This is a genomic window from Pseudomonas sp. GW822-FHT02D10 (genome assembly GCF_058802345.1).
The window spans coordinates 309,313-334,688 of the sequence record NZ_JBXAOB010000006.1 but is presented as its reverse complement, the minus strand read 5'-3'; the positions used below and the strand labels follow the sequence as shown (position 1 = coordinate 334,688).

21 protein-coding genes are annotated in these 25,376 nt (G+C 60.1%); 7 read left to right on the top strand and 14 right to left on the bottom strand.

Translation table 11 applies throughout. The features are described from left to right. Positions 1 to 113: 113 nt before the first annotated feature. Together AC1RPZ_RS13060 and AC1RPZ_RS13055 are read left to right on the top strand one after the other, a co-directional pair. Positions 114 to 578: a type II toxin-antitoxin system Phd/YefM family antitoxin gene (locus AC1RPZ_RS13060; RefSeq protein WP_493137443.1), complete on the top strand. Its 465-nt coding sequence runs from the start codon at positions 114 to 116 to the stop codon at positions 576 to 578. Continuing rightward, a complete protein-coding gene (locus AC1RPZ_RS13055; protein WP_493137442.1) occupies positions 575 to 952 on the top strand; it encodes a type II toxin-antitoxin system VapC family toxin in 378 nt (125 codons plus the stop codon). Before AC1RPZ_RS13060 ends, AC1RPZ_RS13055 begins: the two co-directional genes overlap by 4 nt. 80 nt (positions 953 to 1,032) lie before the next feature. Here the strand turns inward: AC1RPZ_RS13055 and cysS are convergent, their stop codons facing one another. Together cysS and AC1RPZ_RS13045 are read right to left on the bottom strand one after the other, a co-directional pair. Next, positions 1,033 to 2,415 (bottom strand): cysteine--tRNA ligase, encoded by a 1,383-nt coding sequence (cysS, locus tag AC1RPZ_RS13050; protein WP_493137441.1) that lies wholly within the window; start codon positions 2,413 to 2,415, stop codon positions 1,033 to 1,035. Positions 2,416 to 2,435: 20 nt separating this feature from the next. Next, a complete protein-coding gene (locus tag AC1RPZ_RS13045; RefSeq protein WP_493137439.1) occupies positions 2,436 to 4,133 on the bottom strand; it encodes a glutamine--tRNA ligase/YqeY domain fusion protein in 1,698 nt (565 codons plus the stop codon). 277 nt (positions 4,134 to 4,410) lie between these two features. Here AC1RPZ_RS13045 and AC1RPZ_RS13040 point away from each other — a divergent pair, with 277 nt between their 5' ends. Further along, a complete protein-coding gene (locus tag AC1RPZ_RS13040) occupies positions 4,411 to 4,914 on the top strand; it encodes a peptidylprolyl isomerase (RefSeq protein WP_493137438.1) in 504 nt (167 codons plus the stop codon). Further along, positions 4,911 to 5,663 (top strand): UDP-2,3-diacylglucosamine diphosphatase, encoded by a 753-nt coding sequence (gene lpxH / locus AC1RPZ_RS13035; RefSeq protein WP_493137437.1) that lies wholly within the window; start codon positions 4,911 to 4,913, stop codon positions 5,661 to 5,663. The genes AC1RPZ_RS13040 and lpxH overlap by 4 nt, the downstream gene beginning before the upstream one ends. Positions 5,664 to 5,786: 123 nt before the next feature. Here the strand turns inward: lpxH and AC1RPZ_RS13030 are convergent, their stop codons facing one another. The 7 genes from AC1RPZ_RS13030 to AC1RPZ_RS13000 form a co-directional block, all read right to left on the bottom strand. Continuing rightward, complete coding sequence (locus AC1RPZ_RS13030) at positions 5,787 to 7,316, bottom strand: DHA2 family efflux MFS transporter permease subunit (protein ID WP_493137436.1); 1,530 nt, start codon at positions 7,314 to 7,316, stop codon at positions 5,787 to 5,789. A 64-nt stretch (positions 7,317 to 7,380) separates the two neighbouring features. After that, positions 7,381 to 8,583 (bottom strand): HlyD family secretion protein, encoded by a 1,203-nt coding sequence (locus tag AC1RPZ_RS13025; RefSeq protein ID WP_493137434.1) that lies wholly within the window; start codon positions 8,581 to 8,583, stop codon positions 7,381 to 7,383. A gap of 15 nt (positions 8,584 to 8,598) precedes the next feature. Continuing rightward, positions 8,599 to 10,074: an efflux transporter outer membrane subunit gene (locus AC1RPZ_RS13020; RefSeq protein ID WP_493137432.1), complete on the bottom strand. Its 1,476-nt coding sequence runs from the start codon at positions 10,072 to 10,074 to the stop codon at positions 8,599 to 8,601. Continuing rightward, positions 10,071 to 10,544, bottom strand: a complete 474-nt coding sequence (locus tag AC1RPZ_RS13015; RefSeq protein WP_493137431.1) for a MarR family winged helix-turn-helix transcriptional regulator — start codon at positions 10,542 to 10,544, stop codon at positions 10,071 to 10,073. Before AC1RPZ_RS13015 ends, AC1RPZ_RS13020 begins: the two co-directional genes overlap by 4 nt. Before the next feature lie 246 nt (positions 10,545 to 10,790). Continuing rightward, complete coding sequence (locus AC1RPZ_RS13010) at positions 10,791 to 14,462, bottom strand: translocation/assembly module TamB domain-containing protein (RefSeq protein WP_493137430.1); 3,672 nt, start codon at positions 14,460 to 14,462, stop codon at positions 10,791 to 10,793. Then, positions 14,459 to 16,186, bottom strand: a complete 1,728-nt coding sequence (locus tag AC1RPZ_RS13005; RefSeq protein ID WP_493137428.1) for an autotransporter assembly complex protein TamA — start codon at positions 16,184 to 16,186, stop codon at positions 14,459 to 14,461. Before AC1RPZ_RS13005 ends, AC1RPZ_RS13010 begins: the two co-directional genes overlap by 4 nt. Positions 16,187 to 16,251: 65 nt before the next feature. Next, on the bottom strand, positions 16,252 to 16,902 hold the full coding sequence (locus AC1RPZ_RS13000; protein WP_493137427.1) for a GNAT family N-acetyltransferase: 651 nt from the start codon (positions 16,900 to 16,902) through the stop codon (positions 16,252 to 16,254). A gap of 175 nt (positions 16,903 to 17,077) precedes the next feature. On the opposite strand from AC1RPZ_RS13000, the gene xthA reads away from it, so the two are divergent. Further along, a complete protein-coding gene (gene xthA / locus AC1RPZ_RS12995; RefSeq protein WP_493137426.1) occupies positions 17,078 to 17,890 on the top strand; it encodes an exodeoxyribonuclease III in 813 nt (270 codons plus the stop codon). A 62-nt stretch (positions 17,891 to 17,952) separates the two neighbouring features. Here xthA and AC1RPZ_RS12990 read toward each other — a convergent pair whose 3' ends face one another. From AC1RPZ_RS12990 to AC1RPZ_RS12980, 3 genes are all read right to left on the bottom strand, one after another. Then, positions 17,953 to 19,197, bottom strand: a complete 1,245-nt coding sequence (locus AC1RPZ_RS12990; protein WP_493137425.1) for a lipoprotein-releasing ABC transporter permease subunit — start codon at positions 19,195 to 19,197, stop codon at positions 17,953 to 17,955. 66 nt (positions 19,198 to 19,263) lie between these two features. Beyond that, positions 19,264 to 19,947, bottom strand: a complete 684-nt coding sequence (gene lolD / locus AC1RPZ_RS12985) for a lipoprotein-releasing ABC transporter ATP-binding protein LolD (RefSeq protein WP_167368529.1) — start codon at positions 19,945 to 19,947, stop codon at positions 19,264 to 19,266. Positions 19,948 to 19,954: 7 nt separating this feature from the next. Then, positions 19,955 to 21,205, bottom strand: coding sequence for a lipoprotein-releasing ABC transporter permease subunit (locus tag AC1RPZ_RS12980; protein WP_493137424.1), 1,251 nt, complete (start codon positions 21,203 to 21,205; stop codon positions 19,955 to 19,957). 94 nt (positions 21,206 to 21,299) lie between these two features. Here AC1RPZ_RS12980 and AC1RPZ_RS12975 point away from each other — a divergent pair, with 94 nt between their 5' ends. Continuing rightward, complete coding sequence (locus tag AC1RPZ_RS12975) at positions 21,300 to 21,884, top strand: PilZ domain-containing protein (RefSeq protein ID WP_493137423.1); 585 nt, start codon at positions 21,300 to 21,302, stop codon at positions 21,882 to 21,884. A gap of 13 nt (positions 21,885 to 21,897) precedes the next feature. Then, the gene (locus AC1RPZ_RS12970; RefSeq protein ID WP_493137422.1) at positions 21,898 to 22,620 is read left to right on the top strand and encodes a glycerophosphodiester phosphodiesterase; all 723 of its coding nucleotides are present in this window, start codon (positions 21,898 to 21,900) and stop codon (positions 22,618 to 22,620) included. 42 nt (positions 22,621 to 22,662) lie between these two features. Here the strand turns inward: AC1RPZ_RS12970 and sthA are convergent, their stop codons facing one another. Further along, the gene (sthA, locus tag AC1RPZ_RS12965) at positions 22,663 to 24,057 is read right to left on the bottom strand and encodes a Si-specific NAD(P)(+) transhydrogenase (protein ID WP_493137420.1); all 1,395 of its coding nucleotides are present in this window, start codon (positions 24,055 to 24,057) and stop codon (positions 22,663 to 22,665) included. Between the two features lie 210 nt (positions 24,058 to 24,267). Next, positions 24,268 to 25,248, bottom strand: a complete 981-nt coding sequence (locus AC1RPZ_RS12960) for an FAD:protein FMN transferase (protein ID WP_493137483.1) — start codon at positions 25,246 to 25,248, stop codon at positions 24,268 to 24,270. Positions 25,249 to 25,376: the final 128 nt, after the last annotated feature.

Below are 25,376 nucleotides of genomic sequence, written 5' to 3'. Positions count from 1 at the left end.
GGGCGACTGCTCTCCCCTTTCTCGGAATATGCCTGCAAAGAGACCGGTGGCAGCTGACATCAGGCTGATGCTACTGAGCGCTAAGGTGAGTGACGGGCTATCAGGAGTATTCGATGAAACGAGATATTTTTTCAGAAGTGGTCGAAGGTTTTAAATGCCTGGCGACTGAGCGACAGCGCAACATTCGGGTAAGGGGTACTCCCGAAACGCCAGCAACTTCAAAAACCTCTAGACCTTTCACCGCTCACTCGACACATGACAACTTGACCTATTGTCCGCTCACCTTTGCCTACCTCAAAAATTCTGGCTATATTTGTCCAGAATATTGGAGAGGCATCATGATCATCGTTCCGTTAGGTGAAGCAAAAAACAATTTGTCCAAACTGGTCGATGACGCTGCTTCCGGACAGATCATCACGATCGCTAAACATGGTCGAGCCCTTGCCCGCCTTGTTCCCGTGGGAAAACCCTCCGGACGGCGCATCGGAGCGATGAAAGGCAAACTGACCTTGCCTGAAGACTTTGATGCGCCGCTACCGGACGAGATGCTGGACGCATTTGAAGGGACTCATGGATGAGGGTCTTACTCGATACACATATTCTGCTTTGGACTCTCAGTGATGACCCAAAACTATCCGGCAGAGCCAGAAAACTCATTGAGAGCGCCGCTGAGATTTACATCAGCGCAGCTACTTTCTGGGAGATGGCGATCAAGGTTGGGCTGGGAAAGCTAAGCGTTGATTTGGAAGAGATTCGAGAATACTGCCTCGAAAGCGGTTTCATAGAGCTGCCTGTCATGTCAGAACACGCTATTGCGGTGAAAGACCTCGAACATCACCATCGCGATCCGTTCGATCGCCTTATTGTTGCAACTGCAATCACAGAACCAATGAAGCTACTCACCGCCGACCCTTTAGTCGCCAAATACACATCACTCGCTATTTTGGTTTAACCCGTTCTATCTCGACAAAGATTACGTCCATCAAACAAAAACCCGCACAAGGCGGGTTTTGTTTTTAGCTCAAGCAGGCTTTAGTCAGCCAGACGCCACGTCGTGCCGCCCTTGCCGTCTTCCAGCACCACGCCCATGGCGGTGAGCTGGTCGCGGATGCGGTCCGATTCGGCCCAGTCCTTGTTGGCACGGGCCGTCAGGCGCGCCTGAATCAGCGCATCGACCTCTGCGGCATCGACCCGGCCTTCAGCGCCGGCTTGCAGGAAGTCATCGGCTTCGAGCTGCAACACACCAAGCACGCTGGCCAGTTCTTTCAAGCGCGCCGCCAGGCCTGCCGCCGCATCGAGATCGCTCTCGCGCAGACGGTTGATCTCGCGCACCATCTCGAATAGCACCGCACAGGCTTCCGGCGTGCCGAAGTCGTCGTTCATCACCTGGGTGAAACGCTCGACGAAGGCTTCGCCACCGACGGCTGGAACCGTCGGCAGACCTTTCAGCGCGTGGTAGAAACGCTCGAGAGCGCCTTTGGCGTCCTTGAGGTTGTCTTCCGAGTAGTTGATCGCGCTGCGGTAGTGGCTCGACACCAGCAGGTAACGCACGACTTCCGGGTGGTACTTGTCGAGCACGTCGCGAATGGTGAAGAAGTTGTTCAAGGACTTGGACATCTTCTCGCCATTGATGCGAATCATCCCGCAATGCATCCACGCGTTGGCGTAGGTCTTGCCGGTGGCCGCTTCGCTCTGGGCGATTTCGTTTTCATGGTGCGGGAACTCAAGATCACTGCCGCCGCCATGAATATCGAAGGTCTCACCGAGGCAGCAGGTCGACATCACCGAGCATTCGATGTGCCAGCCCGGACGCCCGGCGCCCCACGGCGATTCCCAGCTCGGCTCGCCCGGCTTGGCGGCTTTCCACAGTACGAAGTCCAGCGGGTCCTGTTTCGACTCGTCGACTTCGATCCGGGCGCCAATGCGCAGGTCTTCAATTTTCTTGCGCGACAGCTTGCCGTAGCCCATGAACTTGGCGACGCGGTAATACACGTCGCCGTTACCCGGTGCGTAGGCATACCCCTTGTCGATCAGGGTCTGGATCATCGCGTGCATCCCGGCGATGTGGCCGGTGGCACGCGGTTCCATGTCTGGCTTGAGGATGTTCAGGCGCGACTCGTCTTCGTGCATCGCCGCGATCATGCGCTCGGTCAGCGCTTCGAACGACTCGCCGTTTTCACGGGCGCGATTGATGATCTTGTCGTCGATGTCGGTGATATTGCGCACGTAGGTCAGGTCATAACCGCTGAACCGCAACCAGCGGGTCACCAGGTCGAACGCGACCATGCTGCGGCCGTGGCCCAGGTGGCAGTAGTCGTACACGGTCATCCCGCAGACGTACATGCGCACCTTGTTGCCATCCAGCGGTTTGAAGACTTCTTTGCTCTTGGTGAGCGTGTTGTAGATCGTAAGCACGGTTATTCCTTGGCTCTAAATCACTGGCCCCACGAATCACGCAGGGTCACGGTGCGGTTGAACACCGGGGCACCTGGTTTCGAGTCCTTGATGTCTGCGCAGAAGTAACCTTCGCGCTCGAACTGGAAACGGTCTTCCGGCTGTGCGTTGCCCAGCGAAGGCTCGGCACGACAACCGGTCAGCACCTGCAGCGAATCAGGGTTGATGTTGTCCAGGAAACCGGCGCTGTCTTCGGCCTTCTCAGGGTTAGGCGAACGGAACAGACGATCGTACAGACGCACTTCACACTCGACGCTGGCAGCGGCCGGCACCCAGTGAATCACACCTTTGACCTTGCGGCCTTCAGGGTTCTTGCCGAGGGTGTCCGGATCGTACGAGCAACGCAGTTCGACGATGTTGCCATCGGCGTCCTTGATTGCTTCGTCGGCACGGATCACGTAGCTGCCACGCAGACGCACTTCACCGGCTGGCTCCAGGCGCTTGTAGCCCTTTGGCGGCTCTTCCATGAAGTCTTCACGGTCGATGTAGATCTCACGGGCGAATGGCAGAACCCGCACGCCCATGTCTTCTTTCGGGTGGCAGGGCAGTTCGAGGTTCTCGACCTGGCCTTCCGGGTAGTTGGTGATCACGACTTTCAGCGGGCGCAGCACGCACATGGCGCGTGGGGCGCTGTGATCCAGGTCGTCACGGATGCTGAATTCGAGCATGCCGAAGTCGACCACGCCGTCGGAACGGTTGGTGCCGATCATTTCGCAGAAGTTGCGGATCGATTTCGGCGTGTAGCCACGGCGACGGAAGCCCGACAACGTGGACATGCGCGGGTCGTCCCAGCCATTGACGTGCTTTTCATCGACCAGTTGCTTGAGCTTGCGCTTGCTGGTGATGGTGTAGTTCAGGTTCAGACGCGAGAACTCGTACTGACGCGGGTGCGCCGGCACTGGCAGGTTGTCCAGGAACCAGTCGTACAGCGGACGATGGCCTTCGAACTCCAGGGTGCAGATCGAGTGGGTGATGCCTTCGATGGCGTCCGACTGACCGTGGGTGAAGTCGTAGTTCGGGTAGATGCACCACTTGTCACCGGTCTGGTGGTGGTGAGCGTGACGGATGCGGTACAGGATCGGGTCACGCAGGTTCATGTTCGGCGACGCCATGTCGATCTTGGCGCGCAGCACGCGCTCGCCGTCCTTGAACTCACCAGCCTTCATGCGGGCGAACAGGTCGAGGTTCTCTTCGACGCTACGGTCGCGGAACGGGCTGTTCTTGCCGGGCTCGGTCAGGCTGCCACGGTATGCCTTGGCTTGCTCGGGCGTCAGGTCGCAAACGTAGGCTTTGCCCGCCTTGATCAGCTCGACCGCCCACTCGTGCAACTGGTCGAAATACTGCGAGGCATAGCGCACTTCACCGGACCATTCGAAACCCAGCCACTTGACGTCGCTTTCGATAGCGTCGATGTATTCCTGGTCTTCCTTGGCCGGGTTGGTGTCGTCGAAACGCAGGTGCGTCACGCCACCGAACTCCTGGGCCAGGCCGAAGTTCACACAGATCGACTTGGCGTGACCGATGTGCAGGTAACCGTTGGGCTCAGGCGGGAAACGGGTGACGATCTGCGTGTGCTTACCCGAGTCCAGGTCCGCCTGGATGATCGGGCGCAGGAAATTGACCGGCACGGCAGGGCCAGTCTTGGAATTCGAGGTAGGGTCGACAGTGGGCTTGCTCATAGGATCCTTGGACGTACAAGTGCGTGGCCTGCATGGAGGCCTGACAAAACAAAGCCGCTATCATAGCCGATGCGGTCAAGCGCCTGACAGAGCAGGCCCTAAAACAGGTGCGTTTAATGCACCTGATTTGAAAAACAGCCTCGAAATTCGCAGCCATCACGCTAAACTGCGCACCTTGGCGTTTTTTTGCCAAACAGGTACGGGCTCGCACGCGTTTCGCAGCGCCCCGAAAGCCACGAATTCCTTGAAAACGCCTCTCCTTAAAAGAGTACCCATCATGACTCAAGTCAAACTGACCACCAACCACGGCGACATCGTCCTGGAACTGAACGCCGAGAAAGCCCCGATCACCGTGGCCAACTTCGTCGAATACGTTAAAGCCGGCCACTACGAAAACACCATTTTCCACCGTGTCATCGGCAACTTCATGATCCAGGGCGGCGGTTTCGAGCCAGGCATGAAGGAAAAGAAAGACAAGCGCCCAAGCATCCAGAACGAAGCCGACAACGGTCTTTCCAACGACAAGTACACCGTCGCCATGGCTCGCACCATGGAGCCGCATTCGGCTTCCGCGCAGTTCTTCATCAACGTCGCTGACAACAGCTTCCTCAACCACAGCGGCAAGAACGCTCAGGGTTGGGGTTACGCCGTGTTCGGCAAAGTGACCGCCGGCACTGACGTTGTCGACAAGATCAAAGGTGTTTCGACCACCATGAAGTCCGGCCATCAGGACGTACCTGCAGAAGACGTGATCATCGAGAAAGCCGAGATCATTGAGTGATATTGCTGATTTCAGATTTACATCTGATCGATGCGCGCCCGGACATTACCCGGGCGTTTCTGGATTTGCTCGCCACCCGCGCCCGCGCAGCGCAAGCGCTGTACATATTGGGCGACTTTTTCGAGGTGTGGATTGGCGACGATGCCATGACCCCCTTCCAACGTTCCATCTGCCAGGCCCTGCGCGAACTTAGCGACAGCGGCACGGCCATATTCCTGATGCATGGCAATCGCGACTTCCTGCTCGGCAAGGCCTTTTGCAAAGCAGCCGGCTGCACCCTGCTCAAGGACCCGACTGTCGTGCAGCTCGCAGGTGAGCCAGTGCTGTTGATGCACGGCGACAGCCTGTGCACCCGCGACGAAAGCTATATGCGGATGCGCCGCTACCTGCGCAACCCCATCACCTTGTTCGTGTTGCGCCATCTGCCGTTGCGCACCCGCCATAAGCTGGCGCGCAAGCTACGCAGCGAAAGCCGCGCGCAAACCCGGATGAAAGCCAACGACATCGTCGACGTGACCCCCGAGGAAATCCCGCGGATCATGCAGCAGTACGGCGTGAAAACCCTGATCCACGGCCACACCCACCGCCCTGCCATCCACAAATTGCAGATCGGCGAGCAGGCGGCCAAACGCATTGTGCTGGGGGATTGGGATCGTCAAGGCTGGGCATTGCAGGTGGATGAGCAAGGTTTTGCGCTTGCTCCATTTGATTTTGCCCCGCCGCCGCAGCGGGCAGCGCCCGCTAACTGACAGCAAAACACAAAACCCTGTGGGAGCGAGCTTGCTCGCGATAGCGGATTCACATTCAACATTTTCATTGACTGTCATGCCGCCTTCGCGAGCAAGCTCGCTCCCACATTGGCCGCGCTCCTATTAGTGTCCGGCCGCCTCCGGCCCCGCCTTCGCCGCAAACGGCGGTTTGGCCAGCCACACCAGCAGAATCAATCCCATAAAACCCCAGCCCAACAACGTGAAGTAATCCACGGTGGAGAGCATGTACGCCTGACTGGTCAGCACGTGATCGAGCTGCGCATACGCCGGATTACCCGCCCCACCCAGAGCATTCAGCGTATCGCGGGTTACCGAATCGAAGGTGCTGAGGCTTTCGCTCAGGTAAGCGTGATGCTGATCGGCGCGGCGGATCCAGATCCAGGTGGTCAGCGAGGCCGCGAAGCTGCCGCCCAAGGTCCGCAGGAACGTCGCCAGACCAGCGCCATCGGCGATCTGATGCGGCGGCAGGTCCGACATCAGAATGCTCAGGGTCGGCATGAAGAACAGCGCAACGCCAATCCCCATGAACAACTGCACCAGCGCCACGTGCTGGAAGTCCACCTCATTGGTGAAGCCGGAGCGCATGAAGCAGCTCAAGCCAATCGCCAGGAACGCCAGCCCGGCCAGCAATCGCAGGTCGAACTTGTGCGCATACTTGCCGACAAACGGCGACATCAGCACCGGCAGAATGCCGATCGGCGCCACCGCCAGCCCGGCCCAGGTCGCGGTGTAACCCATCTGGGTTTGCAGCCACTGCGGCAGAATCAGGTTGATGCCAAAGAACCCGGCGTAACCCAAGACCAACACGATGGTGCCGATGCGGAAGTTGCGGTGGGCGAACAGCCGCAGGTTGACCACCGGGTGCTTGTCGGTCATTTCCCAGATCACGAACACTGCCAGTGCAATCGCTGAAATAGCCGCACTGATAATGATGAAGTTCGATTCGAACCAGTCCAGGTCATTGCCCTTGTCGAGGATGATCTGCAGCGCGCCGACGCCAATGATCAAGGTGATCAGACCGACGTAATCCATGGGTTGGTAACTCGTCACCACCGGCCGCGCCTTGAGTTGCTGGCGCACGACCATTACCGCGAAAATCCCGATGGGCACGTTGATAAAGAAGATCCACGGCCAGCTGTAGCTGTCGGTAATCCAGCCACCCAGGATGGGGCCGGCAATCGGCGCCACCACCGTCACCATCGCCAGCAACGCCAGGGCCATGCCGCGTCTGGCCGGCGGATAGACCGCGATCAGCAGGGTCTGGGTCATCGGATACAAGGGACCTGCCACCAGGCCTTGAAGTACGCGAAAGCCGATCAGTTCAGGCATCGAGGTCGAGATCCCGCAGAGGAACGACGCCAGCACAAACAGAATGGTCGCCCACAGAAACAACTTCACTTCACCAAAACGCCGGCTCAGCCAACCCGTCAGCGGCAGCGCGATGGCGTTACTCACGGCAAACGAGGTGATGACCCAGGTGCCCTGCTCCGAACTCACGCCCAGGTTGCCGGAAATGGTCGGCAAGGCCACGTTGGCGATGGTGGTGTCGAGCACCTGCATGAAGGTCGCCAGCGACAGGCCAATGGTGCTGAGCACCAGGCTGGGCGGCTTGAAAGACGCGTTAGTACTCATCGCGAATCCTTTGAAACGAGGCAGTCGCTGCGACCGTTACGGCCGCAGCTGAGGGATTGGCGAATCAGCGTTGAGCGGTTTTGCTCGCCACTGAACTGTTGTCGTGGATCAGACGGGTGATCATCGCGTCAGCTTCAGCCAACTGACGGTCATAGACGTTGGTGCTGAACGAGGCCTTTTGCGGCGGCTGTTGCGCCAGCACCGGACCGCTCTGGTCGTGCAGATTGACGTTGACCATCGTCGACAGGCCAACCCGCAACGGGTGTTCGGCCAGTTGCTCGGCGTTGATGTGAATCCGCACCGGCACCCGCTGAACGATCTTGATCCAGTTACCGGTCGCGTTTTGCGCCGGCAGCAAGGCAAACGCGCTGCCGGTCCCGGCGCCGAGGCTGTCGATGGTGCCGTTGTATTTCACTTCGCTGCCGTAGAGATCGGCTTCGATGTCCACCGGCTGACCGATGCGCATGTCACGCAGCTGGGTTTCCTTGAAGTTGGCGTCGATCCACAGTTGATCCAGCGGAATGACCGCCATCAGCGCAGTCCCCGGCTGAACCCGTTGGCCGAGCTGCACGGTGCGCTTGGCGACATAACCGGTGACCGGTGCGATCAGTGTGCTGCGGGCGTTGGTCAGGTAGGCCTGACGCACTTGTGCGGCGGCGGCCTGCACATCCGGGTGGGACGAAACCACGGTGTCATCGACCAGCGCGTTGGTGGTGTTGAGTTGCTGCTGAGCATTGGCCAGGGCGTTTTGCGCCGAGGTCAGGTCATCCCGAGCGTGGGACAGTTCTTCCTGGGAGATCGCCCCGCCCGCCGCCAGATTCTTCCGGCGGTTGAAGTTGTCCTGAGCCTTTTGCACTTCAGCTTTCTGCGCGTTGACCTGGGCTTTCATGCCGTCAACGTTGCTGTACAGGCCACGCACCTGGCGTACGGTGCGGGCCAGATTGGCTTGTGCACTTTGCAAGCCGACTTGTGCGTCGTTCGGGTCGAAGTTGACCAGCACCTGGCCCTCATGGACCAGATCACCATCGTCGGCGCCGATACTGACAACAGTACCGGTGACCAGTGGCGTGATTTCCACCACGTTGCCATTGACGTAGGCATCGTCGGTACTTTCGTTCCAGCGTCCGTAGAGTTCGTGCCAGCCCCAGACACCGAGGCCGCCAAGCATCACCAGGATCGTCAGCACCAGCAGCATGAATTTGCGTTTGCCTGGATTGCCCGCGTCTTGGGCGCTCTCAGGGGTTAGGTTGTTTTCGGTAGTGGCCATGACAAGTACCTTGAATTATTGATTCAGCGTGGCGGGCGCTGGGGATGGAGTGGCCGAGGCAATGGTGTCGGCTTGAAATCCGCCGCCCAGTGCCTGCATCAATTGAATTGACAGATCGATCTGCTCGGCATTCAGGTTCGCCAGCTGACGCTGGGTCTGGAGCAATTGCTGCTCGATGCTGAGCACGTCCAGGTAGTTACCGATTCCGGAACCGTAACGCTGGACCACCGTGTTGTAAGAATCCTGGGCAATGTCGGTGGCGTGTTGCTGCGCACCGATCTGCCGGCCGATGTCACGCAACTGGGAAATCGTGTCGCTGACATCCCCCAACGCTTTCACCAGCGTCTTGTTGTACTGCGCGACGGCGAGGTCATAGTCGGCGTCCCGCGCATCGAGGTTGGCGCGCAAGCGGCCGCCATCGAAGATCGGCAACGACACGGTTGGCACAATATTGAAGAAGCGGCTCGCCGAGCCAAACATCGCGTCACCCAACAACGACTCGGCACCGGCGGCCGCGCTCAGGTTGAGGTTTGGGTAGAACCTGGTTTTACCGGCGTCGATGTTTTTGCTCGCCGCCTCGACCCGCCACCGTGCGGCGATCAGGTCCGGGCGACGACCGAGCAACTCGGCCGGCAGCGTCGATGGCAACGCCACGGCGCTGGCCTGAAGCACTTTCGGCCGGGTAATTTCATTGCCGCGATCCGGGCCTTTACCGAGCAACACGGCCAGGGCGATCTTCGCGCTCTGAAGGGTCTTTTCGGCGTCGATCAACGTGGCTTCGGAACTGGCTTCCAGGCTTTCGGTTTGCTGATACTGGTATTGGCTGTCGATGCCGGAGCTCAGCCGACGCTTGCTCAGATCGAGCATTTGCCGAGTGCGCTTGAGGTCATCATTAGCCAGGTCATGGACGATATGAGCCTGCCCGAGGTTGCTGTAGGCGCGGGCAACATCGGCCGACAAGGTCAACTGCGCGGCTTGCTGATCGACTTCGGCAGCGCGGGCCTGGCCCAGCGCCGCTTCCCAGGTGGCACGCTGGCCACCCCAGAGGTCGAAGGTGTAATTGAAGCTGGCGCCGATACTGCGCACCGTGGAGTAAGTGCCACCCACTCCGGTCGGGTCCTTGTCGCGAGCCAACCGCGAGCGGCTGACGCTGGCGCTGGCATCGAGAGTCGGCATCCGCGCGGCGTCGGCAGCATAAGCAGCGGCGCTGGCCTGATGGGCCCGGGCGTCGGCGATCTGCATGTCCGGGCTGTCGTGCAGGGCTTCGCGGATCAGGCCATCGAGCTGGGGGTCGCCGAGGCTTTTCCACCAGTCGCTTTTTGGCCAGGCTGCCGGCGACAGGGTCACGCCATTGAGGGATTGCCCGGCCTTGAGGGTTTTCGCATCGAGGCTTACGCCCTGGGTGTTCAGACCGCTGTAGCTGGCACACCCGGCCAGGCTCATGGCCAACAGCACCAGGCTGAGGCCGGTACGCAAGGTTTTACGGCTCATTTGTCACCTACCCGCAGCAAAGTGATCGAGTCACCGGCCGCCAGCAAAATTTTCTTCAGGATCTGTTCCAGGGTTTTCAACTCTTCTGGAGTGATGGCGCCTGCCAGTTCGTTCATCGCCTCGGCACCGATATGCGGCAGACGGTCGGCCAGCGTCTGGCCCTCCTCGGTCAGCACCAGTTGCACCTGACGTCGGTCGCCTTCGGAGCGTTGGCGGGAGAGAAAGCCCTTCTGCTCCAGACGATCGAGCATGCGGGTCATCGAGCCACTGTCCAGAGACAGGTGCCGGCACAGCTCGGCCGGGGTATCGACGCCAAACTGGGCCATGATGATCAACACCTTGAACTGCGCGGCGGTGATGCCGTGGGGTTCCATGTGCGTGTCGATGATCCGGTCCTTGAGCAGCGCGGCGCGCCCGAGCAAGAGACCGAGGTGACAATTCTGGAATTCGTCTGGCGTGAAATGTTTCATCTGACCACCCATTAGCTGCCTAGGCAGGGAATATATGTCCAGATGTTACTGCCTAGGCAGCGAATGTCAACGCAATAGTTAGGTGGCTTTGTAATTGGGTGATAAATGGTGAGGGGAAGTTGCTTCGGATCGACGACCGCGGCGCGGCCATCGCGAGCAGGCTCGCTCCCACAGGGATCACGCTGAACCTGTGGGAGCGAGCCTGCTCGCGATTGGAGCGACTCGGTGTATTTGGAAGGACGGGGGTTAGAAATCCCGCTTGTAGAAGATATCCAGCGAACTGGCGACGCCGCTGGCGGCTTCCAGGTAGACCATTTTGCTCAGTTTGTAGCGCAGCGCGATGGTGTTGGCCGGCTCGAATACGCCGACGCCATAACGCAAACTGAGTTTCTCGGAAAGGTTGCCGCTGGCCACCACGCTGGTGGTGGCGCCGCTGCCGTGAGTGTCGAGCTGGAAGTCTTGAATGCCCAAATCCTTGGCCAAACTGCCGGTCAGATCGGAACTGCCCATCAAACCCAACCCCAGTGCGGCTTGAGCCAGCATGTTGTTGTCTTCGCCGTTGCTGCTCAGCGGACGCCCGAGCACCAGATAGGACAATGCCTGTTCCTGGCTCATCGCCGGTTCCGAGAAGATCTGCGTGGTCGGCTGCTCGGCGCTGCCGCTCAGGCGAATACCGGCGATCACGTCGTCCGTCTGGCGCACCGCCTCGATGTCCAGGTATGGCTGATCGATGGGACCGGCGAACAACAGCCGCGCACGCCGTACTGTCAAGCGCTGGCCATAGGCGCGATAACGGCCATCGTTGAGCCAGAGCTCGCCGCGGGTGTCCATGTTGTCGCCGATGTGCACATGACCTTGCAGGTTCGCCGTCAGACCGAAACCGGCAAAGCTGAGTTTGTCCTCGCCCACCACCACATCGATGTCCATCGCCATGGCCATCGGCGGTTTACCCTCTTCGGTCTGGTGGCCGACGATCACCGTGTCATCGGACACCTTGACCGTCGACGGCGGCAACTCACGCACGGTGATCTCGCCCTTGGGCACCTGCACCTTGCCGACAATCGCCAGTTTGTCGTTGTTGATCGAGATGTTCAGGTCCGGCGCTACTTCCAGCGCGGCGTACGGCTCGACCGTCACCGGCAGTTGCGTGCCTTTAAGGCTCAGATCCACCACCAACGCCTGGCCCCAGGCAACATGCCCGCTCAAGCTACCCTGCCCGGCCTTGCCGCTTTTCCAGCCGCCATTGAGCTGCACGCTCTCGCCGGCAATCTGCGCCTGAAGCTGCAACGCCTCGAAACGCGTCGGCAGTTGCGGTCCAGAGATTTCACCGTCGCTGAGGGTCAGGTTGCCATTGACCTGCGGCGCCAGCAGCCCGCCAGACAAACTGCCGCTGCCATTCAAGCGCCCGGTCAGTTTCTCGACCATCGGCACGAACGGTCGCGCCACGGACAGATCCAGACCGCTCAGACGGAACGAGCCGTTCAGCGGTTTGCTCTTGGGTAATGGATTGATCTGCGCCTGGACCATCAGCTCGCCCAACTTGCCGCCGACGAAGTCGAGCTGCGTGTCGATGCGTTTCGGGTTGAGGGTGCTGGTCAGTTTCAGCGTCTGGTAAGGGAAATCCAGCCACTGATCCTTTTCCTTCATCCGCAGTGTTCCGCCGCTGGCGTCGATCATGATCTGGCCTTTCGGGCCACTGGCCGGCAAGTCGAGCTGCAGGTCGGCATTGAGCTTGCCCTGCCAGGCGAAGTCTTTCGGCAGCCATTGCGCGAGGCTGTCGATCGGGAACTGCTTGAGGTGGTAACGCAGTTTCGGCTCGGGCATCAGCCGCTGGTCTTCGCCGCACAGGCTGGCCGGCCCGGACATCCAGCAATGGGCGCCGAAGGTCAGCTTGCCGTCGGCCAGGCGTTCGATTTTTGCCGGATTTTGCAACTTCCAATCCTGACCGCCAGCCTGTAGGTCGCCACTGGCCAAGCGTCCGCGCCAATTGCCTTTATCCAGATTGCCGTCCAGCCCCAACGCCAGTTTCAGCAATGGACCTTGCAGGTCCAGTTGCAGCTTCTGGCTCTTGATGTCGCCCTGGCCGCTGGCGGTCAGCGTGCCCAGCTGGCTGTCGCCGGCCTGAATACCGCTGCCCTTGAGGTCGATCTTCGCCCGTTGCGCGCTGTCGAGACTGACGTCGATGTTCAGGCTTTGCAGGCGATTATCGTCGAATGCCAGTTGCACACCTTGCAGGCTGAGTTTGCCTTGCGGTGCCTTGAGGCTACCGGCGACGTCGACCCGACCGTTAAGCTGACCGCGCAACTGCGGCCAGAGCTGACCCAGACGCGGTGCCTTGATGTCGATCTGGCCGGCGAGTTTCTGTTGCAGGCTGCCGCTACCGTCGATGCGGTTGTCGCCCAGACGGATGTGCAGCGCGCTCAGGTTCCAGCGCTCGCCCGCGCCGTCGGCCTTGGCTTGCAGGACTGCCGGCTGACCGCGCAGCTTGCCCTTGAGGTCGAGGTCGGCGTTGAGGTTCAGTTGTTCATTTCTCATTTCGCCCTTGCTGTGCAAAGGGCCGGCCAGAGTTCCCGGCAACTCTGCCAGCCAGTACGCCGGGTTGATCGCCGACAGCTCCAGCGCGGTGTCCCAGGCGATGCCATCGGCGAACTGCAGGTTCAAATGCCCTTCGGCCTTGCCCTGCCCGGCAGCCAGTTTGAATTCCGGCAGAAAGATTTTTGTCAGGTCGCCGCTGAACGGGCTGCTCAAGCTGAACGCTCCGGCCGGGCCATCCAGCGCAGCCTTGAAGTTGCCCAGATAGTTACCATCGCGATAGGACACTTCACCATTGAAGCTGCGCAATGCCACCTGAGGTTCGTCGAACAACGGGTACAGCCGATGCCACGGAAAATCCAGCCAATCGATTTTCGCCTCGGCACTCAAGCCCTCGGACCAATCGAGTTGCCCGCTCAACTTCAGGCTTTGCGTGTCGCTGGCGCTCAGATCAAGCCCGGCGATCTGCGCGCCCTTCGCGTCAACCTTGCCTTGCAGTAGCAAAGCGACCGGGCCCTGCTCGGCCGGTAACGTCGCTTTGCCGAGCAACTGGTAACCGTTTTTCAGATCACCGTTGCCGGTCAGTTCCAGCTGATTGAGCTGCAAGGTGTCCGGCAAATCCGCACTGGCCTTGAAGCCATCGGCGGTAATCCGCACCTTGGCCGGCAGGTTCTCCACCAGCGGTTGCAGCTCACCCGTCAGTTGGCCTTGCAGATAGCCGCTGCTGTCAGCCTTGAGGTTCAGGGTTTTCAGCAAATCGCCGTCGATCTTCAGCGCCAGCGCCCAGGGTGCTTTACCCGGCGCCGGCAGCGTCAGCTGGCCTTCGGCGCTGAGCGGCCAGTTGCCGGTCGGTTGCAGCAGCCCGGACAAATCCAGGCTGAGGTCATCGCGTTGCAGGTGCACGGAATCGATCTGCAAACCCTTGGCTGTCCAGTGTGCAGCCAGTTGCAGGTCTTTGAGCTGCTCGCTGCCGTTGAGCAACAGGCTACCGATTTGCACCTCGCCCAACTGGATTGCCACTGGTAGCTTCAGCTCGGGCAGGCTGATCGGCCCGCTGCTGGCTTCGCTGCTCGGGGCAAATTGCAGAATGACCTGCTGAGCCTTCAATTGCTCGATACACAGGGTCATGCGCAGCAGACACAGTGGCGACCAGGCAAACACCAGTTTGTCCAGCTCAACCCGACTGCCCGCCTGCTGCCAGAGCAGATGATTGGCACTCCATTGGCCGCCCAGACGACCCTGGAAATTCTCCACGCTCAAACCTGGCATCTGGCCCAGCGTCCAACGGCTGCCCGCTTGTGTACCGAGCAAGGCGCCGATGCTCAGCAACAGCAACGCCACCAGCGAGAGCATCGCCACCAGCGCTATTTTCAAACCACGCTTCACAGCTCAGGCCCCATGGAAAAGTGCAAACGAATACCCCCGGGATCATCCAGCGCATGGGCCAGGTCGAGGCGGATCGGCCCGACCGGCGAAACCCAGCGCACGCCGATACCGACCCCGGTCTTGAGGCTCGGCAGCTCCAGCGTGTTAAACGAGTTGCCCTGATCGACGAAGGTTGCGATCCGCCATTTTTCGGCAATGGAGTATTGATACTCGACACTGCCGGCCACCATGTAACGCCCACCCACGCGGTCGCCGGCGGAGTTTTCCGGGGACAAACTCTGATAGTCGTAACCGCGCACGCTCTGATCGCCACCGGCGAAGAAGCGCAATGACGGCGGAATGGTTCGATAGCCATTGGTGGCACTACCACCGAACTGCGCGCGAGCGAGGAACCGATGGTTGTCCCACACCGTGGTGATGCCTTTGATCAATGCGGTGCCATACACCACGTTGGTGTCCGAACCCAACCCTTCCTTGGCCACCTTGCTCTCGAATTGCAGGTGATAACCGTTGTGCGGGTCGATGCGGTTGTCGCTGCGCAGATAGGAATAACTGATGCCCGGCATCAGCAAGGTACTCAGGCCCGAATCGTCGCCGAGGCGATATTCCTCACGCTGCCATTTCAACGAAATCACCCGTTGCCAGCCGCTGGGCAACTTGCTGTGCCATTCAGGGCCGAGGGTCAGCAGCTTGCTCAGGCTGTCTGTGTTGGCCAGCTCTTCATATTGATAACCACCGGCAAAGCGCAGTTTGTCGGTGAGCGGCGGATCCAGTGGCACGTCGTACCAGAGACCGACGTTCTGCCGTGGTGCCGAGACTTCCGCTTCCCAGCCATAACTGTGACCTTCGGCGTTGACCCAGTGCCGGGTCCAGTTGGCCTTGACCCGCGGCCCGACGTCAGTGGAGAAGCCCAGCCCCAGGCCCATGGTGCGCGGCTTGCGCATGTCGAGTTTGACCGCCACCGGAATCACATCGTTGGCCGCAGCGGTTGGCGCCGCATCCACCCGCACCGCGTCGAAATAGCCGCTCGATTGCAGCGCCTGATTGAGTTCGGCGATCAGTTCGGAGTCATACGGGGCGCCGCTCTTGAACGGCACCATGCGTTGCAGCAGGTCGTCGTCGAACGGGGTATCGCCGGTAAAACTGACCTTGCCCAAGGCATAACGCGGGCCGCTGTCGTAAATCAGCTCGATGTCTGCGACACCGGCCCGAGGGTCGACCAACAATTTCTGGCGGGTAAAGCGTCCACTGAAAAAGCCGAAGCGCGAAGCCTGATTCTGGATCAGCCGCTTGGCGTCCTCATAATGGCCGTGATTGAGCACAGCACCGGATGTGAGCAGGTCGCTCTTGGGCACACGAAAGGATTTGAGGGCGGCAGCCGGGCCATCGACACGAATGGTCACGTTGCGCAAATGTACCGGCTCGCCGGGGTCGATGTTCAACACCAACCGTGGCGACTTGCCGTTTTTGACTTCGCTTTCTATATGGGGCTGGTAATAACCCAAGGCCTGAGCGGCCTTGCGGGCTTGTTCTTCGGCGCCACGACGAAAGCGCAACAAGGCTTCTTCATCGCGATCGCCGACGCCGCCGATATAGCCCTCTATATTGGCCTTCAGTTCATCGTTGGACGGTTTGATCCTGACGTCCAATTCACTTTGCGCCAGGGCCGCTACGCTGCTGAACAACACGAGCACGCCGCTGGTAATTCTTCCTGGAAACTTCATAGGCGCGGATGCTATCACGAGCGTGGGAGCGTGATAGGGCGAACAATCTGAACAAAAGTTCGACCTCAGCCGGTTGCGCTGTGCAGCACCTGCGGATTGGCATGGAAAAACACGTGTTCGAGAACAGGCCCTACAGCGACCTCGCCAATCTCCTCATAACCCTGACGCTTATAGAACTCCAGATAACGCGGATTTCCCGTGTCGAGTACCACGCCTTGGGAACGCTCATCGACGGCGCACCAGTTATGCACGGCTTCGAGCAACTGCTCGCCAAAGTGCTGGCCCTGAAATTCCGGATGAATCCCCAGCAACGGCAGAACATGCACCGAGTCCGATGGCAGGCAGGCCGCCACCGCCGCGTGATACTCCAGATAACGTCGGGTGCAACGCAATCCGGTGCTGAGCACCATCCGCAAGCGCCAGGCCCAACTCTCGGTGATGCCCAGGCGACGTTGCGGCGGCGCGATCAGCGCAATGCCGATCAGCCGGTCATTGACCAGCAGACCGATCGCCGGCAATTCCTGCACAAAATGCTGTTCGACCAGTTCGCGTACCGTGGCCCGGATCCGGTGTTCATAGCCAGGGCGCTCGGCCTCGAACAGGAACTTGAAGGTCGGCTCATGTCGATAGGCGTGGTACAGCAAGGAGCGTGCTTCGTGCGAATAGCCACTGTCGAGCCGATGAACGTCGGCAATTGCGTTAGAGGTTTCAGGCATGACGGCTTATCTCCCCTGGGCGAGACTCAAATGGCCCCGTTCTTATAAGTACGAACCCGCTACAGCGGTGATCGTTCCCACACTAAAGGACATTAGCAGTGCATCTGACCTACCGCCACGCTGGCCCCCGTCCTACATGTCAGCTAGCATCGCAGTTTTGCCAGGACTGCCGACCATGAAGATCGTCTCGTTCAACATCAATGGCCTGCGCGCGCGCCCCCATCAGCTGGCGGCACTGATCGAGAAGCACCAGCCGGACGTCATCGGTTTGCAGGAAACCAAGGTGCACGACGACCAGTTCCCGCTCGCCGAAGTTCAGGCGCTGGGCTATCACGTGCATTACCACGGCCAAAAAGGTCATTACGGCGTCGCCCTGCTATCGCGTCAGGAGCCACTCGCGCTGCACAAAGGCTTTGCCAGCGATGAGGAAGACGCCCAGCGCCGCTTCATCTGGGGCACATTCGCCGACGCCAACGGCGTGCCGGTGACCATCATGAACGGCTATTTCCCACAAGGTGAAAACCGCGACCACCCGACCAAGTTCCCGGCCAAAGAGCGCTTCTACAACGACTTGCAGACGCTGCTCGAAACCCGGTTCAGCAATGACCAGCCACTGGTGGTGATGGGCGACGTGAACATTTCCCCGGAAGACTGCGACATCGGCATCGGCCCGGACAACATGAAGCGCTGGCTGAAAACCGGCAAATGCAGCTTCTTGCCGGAAGAGCGCGAGTGGATGGCCCGCTTGAAGAACTGGGGCCTGGTGGACAGCTTCCGTCACCTGAACCCGGACGTGACCGACCGCTTCAGCTGGTTCGACTACCGCAGCCGTGGTTTTGAAGATGAGCCCAAGCGCGGCCTGCGCATCGACTTGATCATGGCGTCCCAAGGGCTGCTGCCACGGGTCAAGGCGGCCGGGGTTGACTACGAGCTGCGCGGCATGGAAAAACCCTCGGACCATGCGCCGATCTGGCTTGAACTGAGCTGAGAGAGGTAGATACCGGTGCCGACGCGGGTAAACCCGCGCCTGCGCACAGGGCGTGTTGACGATTACGAATAGCGCAACGCGGTCGCAGGCTCGATCTTCGCTGCGCGCCAGGCCGGGTATACCGTGGCCAGGAAGCTCATAATGAAGCCCGCCGAGCAGATCAGCAGCACATCACCGCCCTGCAGCTCCGATGGCAAGTTGCTGACGAAGTACACGTCGGAACTGAAGATATGCTGACCGGTCACACGCTCGAGCCAGCCCACCAGCTCACTCACGTTCAACGCGGCGATCACCCCGAGGACGCCGCCAATCAGCGTGCCGACGACGCCGATCACCGTGCCCTGCACCATGAAGATCGCCATGATCTGCCGAGGCGTGGCGCCGATGGTCCGCAGGATCGCGATGTCCGCGCCCTTGTCGTTCACCACCATGATCAAGGTGGCGATGATGTTGAACGCAGCCACCGCCACGATCATCAGCAGCAACAGGCCGATCATGGTTTTTTCCATTTTCATGGCGCTGAACAGGCTGCCCTGGGTGTGAGTCCAGTCGTCGGCCTTGAAGTCGGCGCCCAGGCCGCCAGCGATGTCTGACGACACCTTGGGTGCGGCGTACAGGTCTTTCACCGCCAGGCGCACGCTTTGCACCTGATTCGGTTCCCAATGCTGCATTTGCGCCGCATCGGCGACGTGGATCAGCGCCATCGAGCCGTCGAGCTCGGCGCCGACCTTGAACACACCGACCACATTCAGCCGCTGCATGCGCGGCGTGATGCCACCCGGTGCGGTGCTGACTTCAGGCACGATCAGGGTGATTTTATCGCCGACGTTCAAGCGGAAACGGCGTGCGGTAATTTCACCGACCACCACCCCGAACTCACCCGGCTTCAGGTCCTCCAGACGACCCTGCACAATGTGCTGGGCGACGATGGACACCTTGCCTTCCTGCGCCGGATCAACACCGCTGATCTGGATCGGCTGCATCGAACCCTTGTACGACAGCATGCCTTCCATCTCGGTGAACGGCACGGCAGCCGTCACTTGCGGATTCTTCATGGCAGCGGTCGCGACAGGCTGCCAATCGTCGATCGGCTTGACGCCAACGATGGTCGCGTGGGGCACCATGCCGAGGATGCGCGAGCTCATTTCGCGCTGGAAGCCGTTCATTACCGACAGCACCACGATCATCGCCAGCACGCCCAGGGCGAGGCCGATCATCGAGGTCATCGAGATGAACGAAACAAAGCGATTGCGGCGCTTGGCGCGGGTATAGCGCGTGCCGATAAAGATCGATAACGGTCTGAACATTCGCTGGGGCACCGTATAAAAATAAAAGACCCGACACGCTTTTCAGTCGTGCCGGGTTTCGGCCAATCAGATGGGCGTCAGGCGACCTTCCTGCAAGTGCAGGACGCGATCCATCTGGCGAGCCAGGTTCATGTCGTGAGTCACCACCAGGAACGCGGTGCGCATCGAGGTGCTGAGTTCCAGCATCAAGTCCTGAATGCCCTGGGCGGTGTGGGAGTCGAGGTTGCCGGTCGGCTCATCGAGCATCACCAGCCCCGGCTTGTTCACCAGCGCGCGGGCGATGGCCACGCGCTGACGCTCGCCACCCGACAGTTCGGCCGGTTTGTGTTCCAGACGATGGCCCAGCCCTACCCGCTCCAGCAAGGCCGTGGCGCGCTGACGGGCTTCCGGGATCGCGGTGCGGCCGATCAACAGCGGCATGCAGACGTTTTCCAGCGCGGTGAACTCGGGCAGCAAGTGGTGGAACTGGTAAACGAAGCCCAGCGAGCGGTTACGCAGCAGGCCGCGGGCCTTTTCGTTGAGCGCCGACAGCTCTTCACCGGCCAGCCAGACGCTGCCTTTGGTCGGCGTATCGAGGCCGCCGAGCAGGTTGAGCAAGGTACTTTTACCGGAACCGGAGGTGCCGACAATCGCCACGCGCTCACCCGGATGCAGCTCCAGCTGCAAACCGGACAACACCACCACCGATTCCGGGCCTTCCTCGTAGGATTTACCCAGATCGCGGCAACTCAAGACTGCTTTAGTACTCATACCCAAATCACTCATAACGTAGCGCCTCCGCAGGCTGGGTGCGCGCAGCACGCCAGGCTGGATAAAGGGTGGCGAGGAAACTCAGGACCAACGCCGCGCCGCAGACCATCAACACGTCTTCAGCCATCAGTTGCGACGGCAGGTAGTCGATGAAGTACACATCGGCGTTAAGGAATTTGTGCCCGATCAGGCCTTCGAGGACGGAAATCGCGGCGCTGACATTCAACGCGGCGAACATCCCGACCACGGCACCGATCGCCGTGCCGACCACGCCGATCACCGTGCCCTGGACCATGAAGATCGCCATGATCTGGCCCGGTGTGGAACCGAGGGTCCGCAGGATCGCGATGTCGCCTTTCTTGTCGTTCACCACCATCACCAGCGTGGAAATGATGTTGAACGCGGCCACCGCAACGATCAGCAGCAACAGCAAGCCGATCATGGCTTTTTCCATGCGGATCGCCTGATACAGGTTGCCGTGGGTGCGGGTCCAGTCTCGCGCGTAGTAATGGTCTCCACCCAGGTTTTGGGAGATGTTCCATGCGGTACGCGGTGCCTGGAACAAGTCGTCGAACTTCAGCCGCAAGCCCTGGACCTGGTCCGGCTTCCAGCGGTGCAGGCGCGCCAGGTCATCGAGGTTGGTCAGGCCCAGGTAACCGTCCAGCTCACCGGCGCCGACATGGAACATGCCGACCACAGTGAAGCGCTTCATCCGCGGGAACATCCCGGCCGGGGTCACAGTGACCTCCGGGGCGACGAAGGTCAGCTTGTCGCCGAGACCCACGCCGAGTTTGGTCGCAGCCTTGTCACCGATCACGATGCCGAAGCTGCCCGGCGACAAGTCGTCGAGTTTGCCCTGTGTCATGAAGTTGTCGATGATCGAGACTTTGCGCTCCTGAGCCGGGTCGACGGCATTGAGCAGGACTTTCTGCACCTGACCGTTGTTGGTCAGCAAGCCCTGCATCTGGGTGAACGGCGCAACCGCCAGCACCTGCGGGTTCTGCTGGACCTTGGCGGCCAGGCTTTGCCAGTCGCTGATGGGCTCACCGGACTCGATGGTCGCGTGGGGCACCATGCCCAGCACGCGGGTGCGCATCTCATGATCGAAGCCGTTCATCACCGACAACACCACGATCATCACGACCACGCCGAGGGCGAGTCCGATCATCGAGGTCAGGGAAATGAATGACACAAAATGATTGCGACGCTTTGCACGGGTATAACGCGTGCCGATAAATACGAAGAGAGGTCTGAACATGTCGGGGCTTGTTCGGAGGGAAAAGGAACGTCCTTGTGGCGGGGGTCGATAACCAGCTTTACACTCAGACCACCGCCGCTACCATGGGTTCGCCATGTCGACATTAGATGAAGAAGATCGCCGCGAATACTACCGTATCGAGGACACGATCGCACTGGAAATTCGGCCCCTGTCTGCCCCCGAAGCAGCAGGTCAGGAAGTGCTGCAGGATGCTTCCCCACTATTCAACCTGCTCAGCGAACTGCACCTGAGCGAATTCGAGTCGCAGCACCTGCTGCGCCAGATCAGCGAGCGCGATCGAAACATCGCCAACTATCTGAAGGCACAGAACAAACGCATCGACCTGCTGAGTCAGGTCATGGCACAAACCGTGCTCGGCAAGTTCGGTGAGCCGCAGCCCGTGGTGCTGTCGGAAGGCGGTATCGAGTTCGAGCACCACCTCGCCTACCCGGCCGGCAGCCATCTGGCGGTCAAGCTGTTGTTGATGCCGCAAGCGCTGGGCCTGCTGTTGCGGGCCAAAGTCACTCATTGTGAACCGGAGAGCTTCGGCACCTTCGAGATTGGCACCGAGTTCGAAGCCCTGACCGACGCGCAACGACAGCTGCTGGCCCGCTATATCTTGCAGAGACAGGCGCATGAGCGACGCCTGGCACGCGAGCAAAACGAATCAGGCAATTAATTAAGGAAGAACCGTGACCCTAATCTACGGCCACCGCGGCGCCAAAGGCGAAGCACCGGAAAACACCCTGACCAGTTTCCAGGAATGCCTCAATCACGGTGTACGCCGCTGCGAACTGGACCTGCACCTGTCCATGGACGGCGAGTTGATGGTCATCCACGACCCGACGCTCAAGCGCACCACCGACCGTCGCGGCAAGGTGGTCGAGCATTCGGCGGCGGAGCTGGTGACCTACGATGCGCGCAAGGGTGGTCCGGGCTGGATCAAGCCCTGCCCGATTCCACGCCTGGAGGAGCTGTTCGAGAAATGCGATTTCGAGCACTGGCAGCTGGAGGTCAAGAGCGCTTCGCGTGTGCGCGCAGCGACGACGGTGCTGGCGATTCGCGAAATGGCGCAACGGTTCGGCTTGCTGGACAAGGTCACCATCACCTCGAGCTCGCGCGAAGTGCTGAAAGCCGCAGTGGATCTGGTTCCGGATGTGTCCCGCGGACTGGTCGCCGAATACGCCTGGCTCGACCCGCTGAAGGTCGCGCAAAGTTATGGCTGTGAGATTCTGGCACTGAACTGGACCCTGTGTACGCCGGAACGCCTGCAGAAGGCGCAGCGACAAGGTCTGCATGTATCGGTATGGACAGTCAACGAACCCGCGCTGATGCGCAGGCTCGCTGATTTCGGCGTTGACAGCCTGATTACAGACTTTCCCGGTTTGGCCAGCGCCACGCTCGAGAATTGCTGAAATCGGTCTCCCCGGCCGGCTCAGGCCACCGGCCGGAGCCGCTCAAAAAAGCCGGTTGAGGCCGTCGTAGGCCGCTACCCGATAGGCTTCGGCCATGGTCGGGTAGTTGAACGTGGTGTTGACGAAGTACTTCAGCGTGTTGTGTTCGCCCGGCTGGTTCATGATCGCCTGGCCGATGTGAACGATCTCCGACGCCTGGTAACCGAAGCAGTGCACGCCGAGCACTTGCAGTGTGTCGCGGTGGAACAGGATCTTCAGCATGCCTTGCGGCTCGCCGGCGATCTGCGCACGCGCCATGCCCTTGAAGAACGCCTTGCCGACTTCGTATGGCACTTTGGCCTGGGTCAGCTCTTGCTCGTTCTTGCCGATCGAGCTGATCTCCGGAATGGTGTAGATCCCGGTCGGTACGTCGTTGACGAAGCGCCAACTGTTGTTATCGACAATGCTGCCAGCGGCCGAACGCCCCTGGTCGTGGGCGGCACTGGCCAGGCTCGGCCAACCAATCACGTCGCCTGCACCGTAGATGTTCTGTATGCAGGTGCGATAGTTCTGGTCAACTTCGATCTGGCCACGGCTGTTGACCTTCACGCCGATGTTCTCAAGACCCAAGGCGTCGGTATTACCGGTACGGCCGTTGCACCAGAGCAAGGCGTCGGCCTTGATCTTCTTGCCGGACTTGAGGTGCAGGATCACCCCGTTGTCCACGCCTTCAACGCGATCGTAATCTTCGTTATGGCGCACGGTGATGTTGTTGTTGCTGAAGTGGTAGCTCAGCGCCTGGGAGATTTCCGAGTCGAGGAAGCTCAGCAACTGACCGCGGTTATCCACCAGCTCGACCAGCACGCCCAGACCACTGAAAATCGAGGCGTATTCGCAACCAATCACGCCGGCGCCGTAAACGATGAGCTTGCGCGGGGTGTGGCCGAGGCTGAGGATGGTGTCGCTATCGTAGATACGCGGGTGGTGGAAATCGATGTCGGCCGGGCGATACGGACGCGAGCCGGTGGCGATGATGATGTGTTTGGCCACCAGTGTTTCGACCACGCCGTTGGCGCAAACCACTTCGATGGTTTGCCCGTCAGCGAAGCTGCCGGTGCCGAAGAACACGTCGACGCGGTTACGGGCGTAGTAGCCGGTGCGCGAGGCGACTTGTTTGGCAATGACTTTTTCTGCGCTTTTCAGTACGTCCGGGAACGAGAACCAGCGCGGCTCACCAATGGCCCGGAACATCGGGTTGGTGTTGAACTGCATGATCTGCCGGACTGAGTGACGCAAGGCCTTGGACGGGATAGTGCCAAGGTGGGTGCAGTTGCCGCCGACCTGGCGACGACTATCGACCATCGCCACTTTGCGCCCTGCTTTGGCGGCGTTCATTGCCGCGCCTTCTCCCGCCGGGCCGGAACCCAACACCACCACGTCGTAGTTGTAGACAGCCATGCGTACTCCTCAGAACAGGCCGCGGCACCCCGTTGGCACCTGCGGCTAAATCATGCCGGCCTTGCGGCATGAAGGAACAATTTGGGGTCAGTCGAGAACCCGGACACAGTCTATAGAAGCGTCAACGCCGCGCACATTAACCCTTGGTCGCGTCGTAGGCTAGTTTTGCCTGCACTACAACGCCAACAATGAGTGTCCATGACACCGTATTCACTTGGCTTTTTCGGCGTTCAGGCGATCAAAAGCCTGACTGGTTCGCGTGACAAAGCCTGTATCGGTTCGAATCACAAAAAATGCACCGATGTCATGCTTTTCGGCGTAGTCCCAACCGCGTTCGGGGCCGAGAATCAGCAACAGCGTCGATAAGCCATCGGCCATCAGCGTCGAAGGATGAATCACCGTGACGGACGCCAGGGTATGGGTGATCGGTGCGCCGGTTCGGGCATCGAACGTATGGGAATAGCGTCGGCCACCCTGCATGAAATAATTGCGGTAGTCGCCTGAGGTCGAAACGCCGTTGCCGTTCAACACGATCACCCGCTCGACAACCTGCTGGTCATCGCGTGGTTCCTCCAGCGCAATCTTCCAGGGTGAGCCATCGAGTTTCTTGCCAACGGCCTTGAGTTCGCCCGTGGCATCAGCGATGAAGCTGTCGATGCCCATTTCCTGCAACTTCGCAGCGATCCTGTCGATGGCGTACCCGGCGCCAATGCTGCCGAAGTCAACCTCGACCGGCGCGTCTTTGCACAATTGATCGCCTTCAATCCGCAGATGAGCATAACCGACGCGTTGTCGGGTCAGAGCCAAGGCCTCGGCGCCTGGGACTTTTTCATCACGCGATTGTGGGCCGAATCCCCAAAGGTTCAGCAGCGGCTCCACCGTCAAATCGTAAGAACCGTCGCTCGCCTCCGACAGTTGCTCGCCAACCTTGACCAACTGCAAGACCGGCGCCGGCATTGACTGGCAGCTATTGGCCGGCAAACCATTAAATCGCTCAATGTCGGAGTCACTGCGGTAGGTCGACATCTGCCGGTCGATCTCGGCCAGAATCAACTCGACCTGCTTCTGCACCTCGACCGGCCCGGGGATGCCCGGATGGCGGATGTACTTGATCGAATACGTGCTGCCCATAGTCGGGCCGCCAATGCTTTCCATGGAATCGCCGTTACCGCAGCCCGACAGAGCACCCATCAGCACAATGAGACCGCCCAGCTTCCTGTTCAACAAATCCCACGCCCCCCAATGAACTCCCTGACAGAACGCCAAGGCCAGCCATTATGCGATAGAAGTGTGGGAGCGGGCCTGCTCGCGAAGAACGA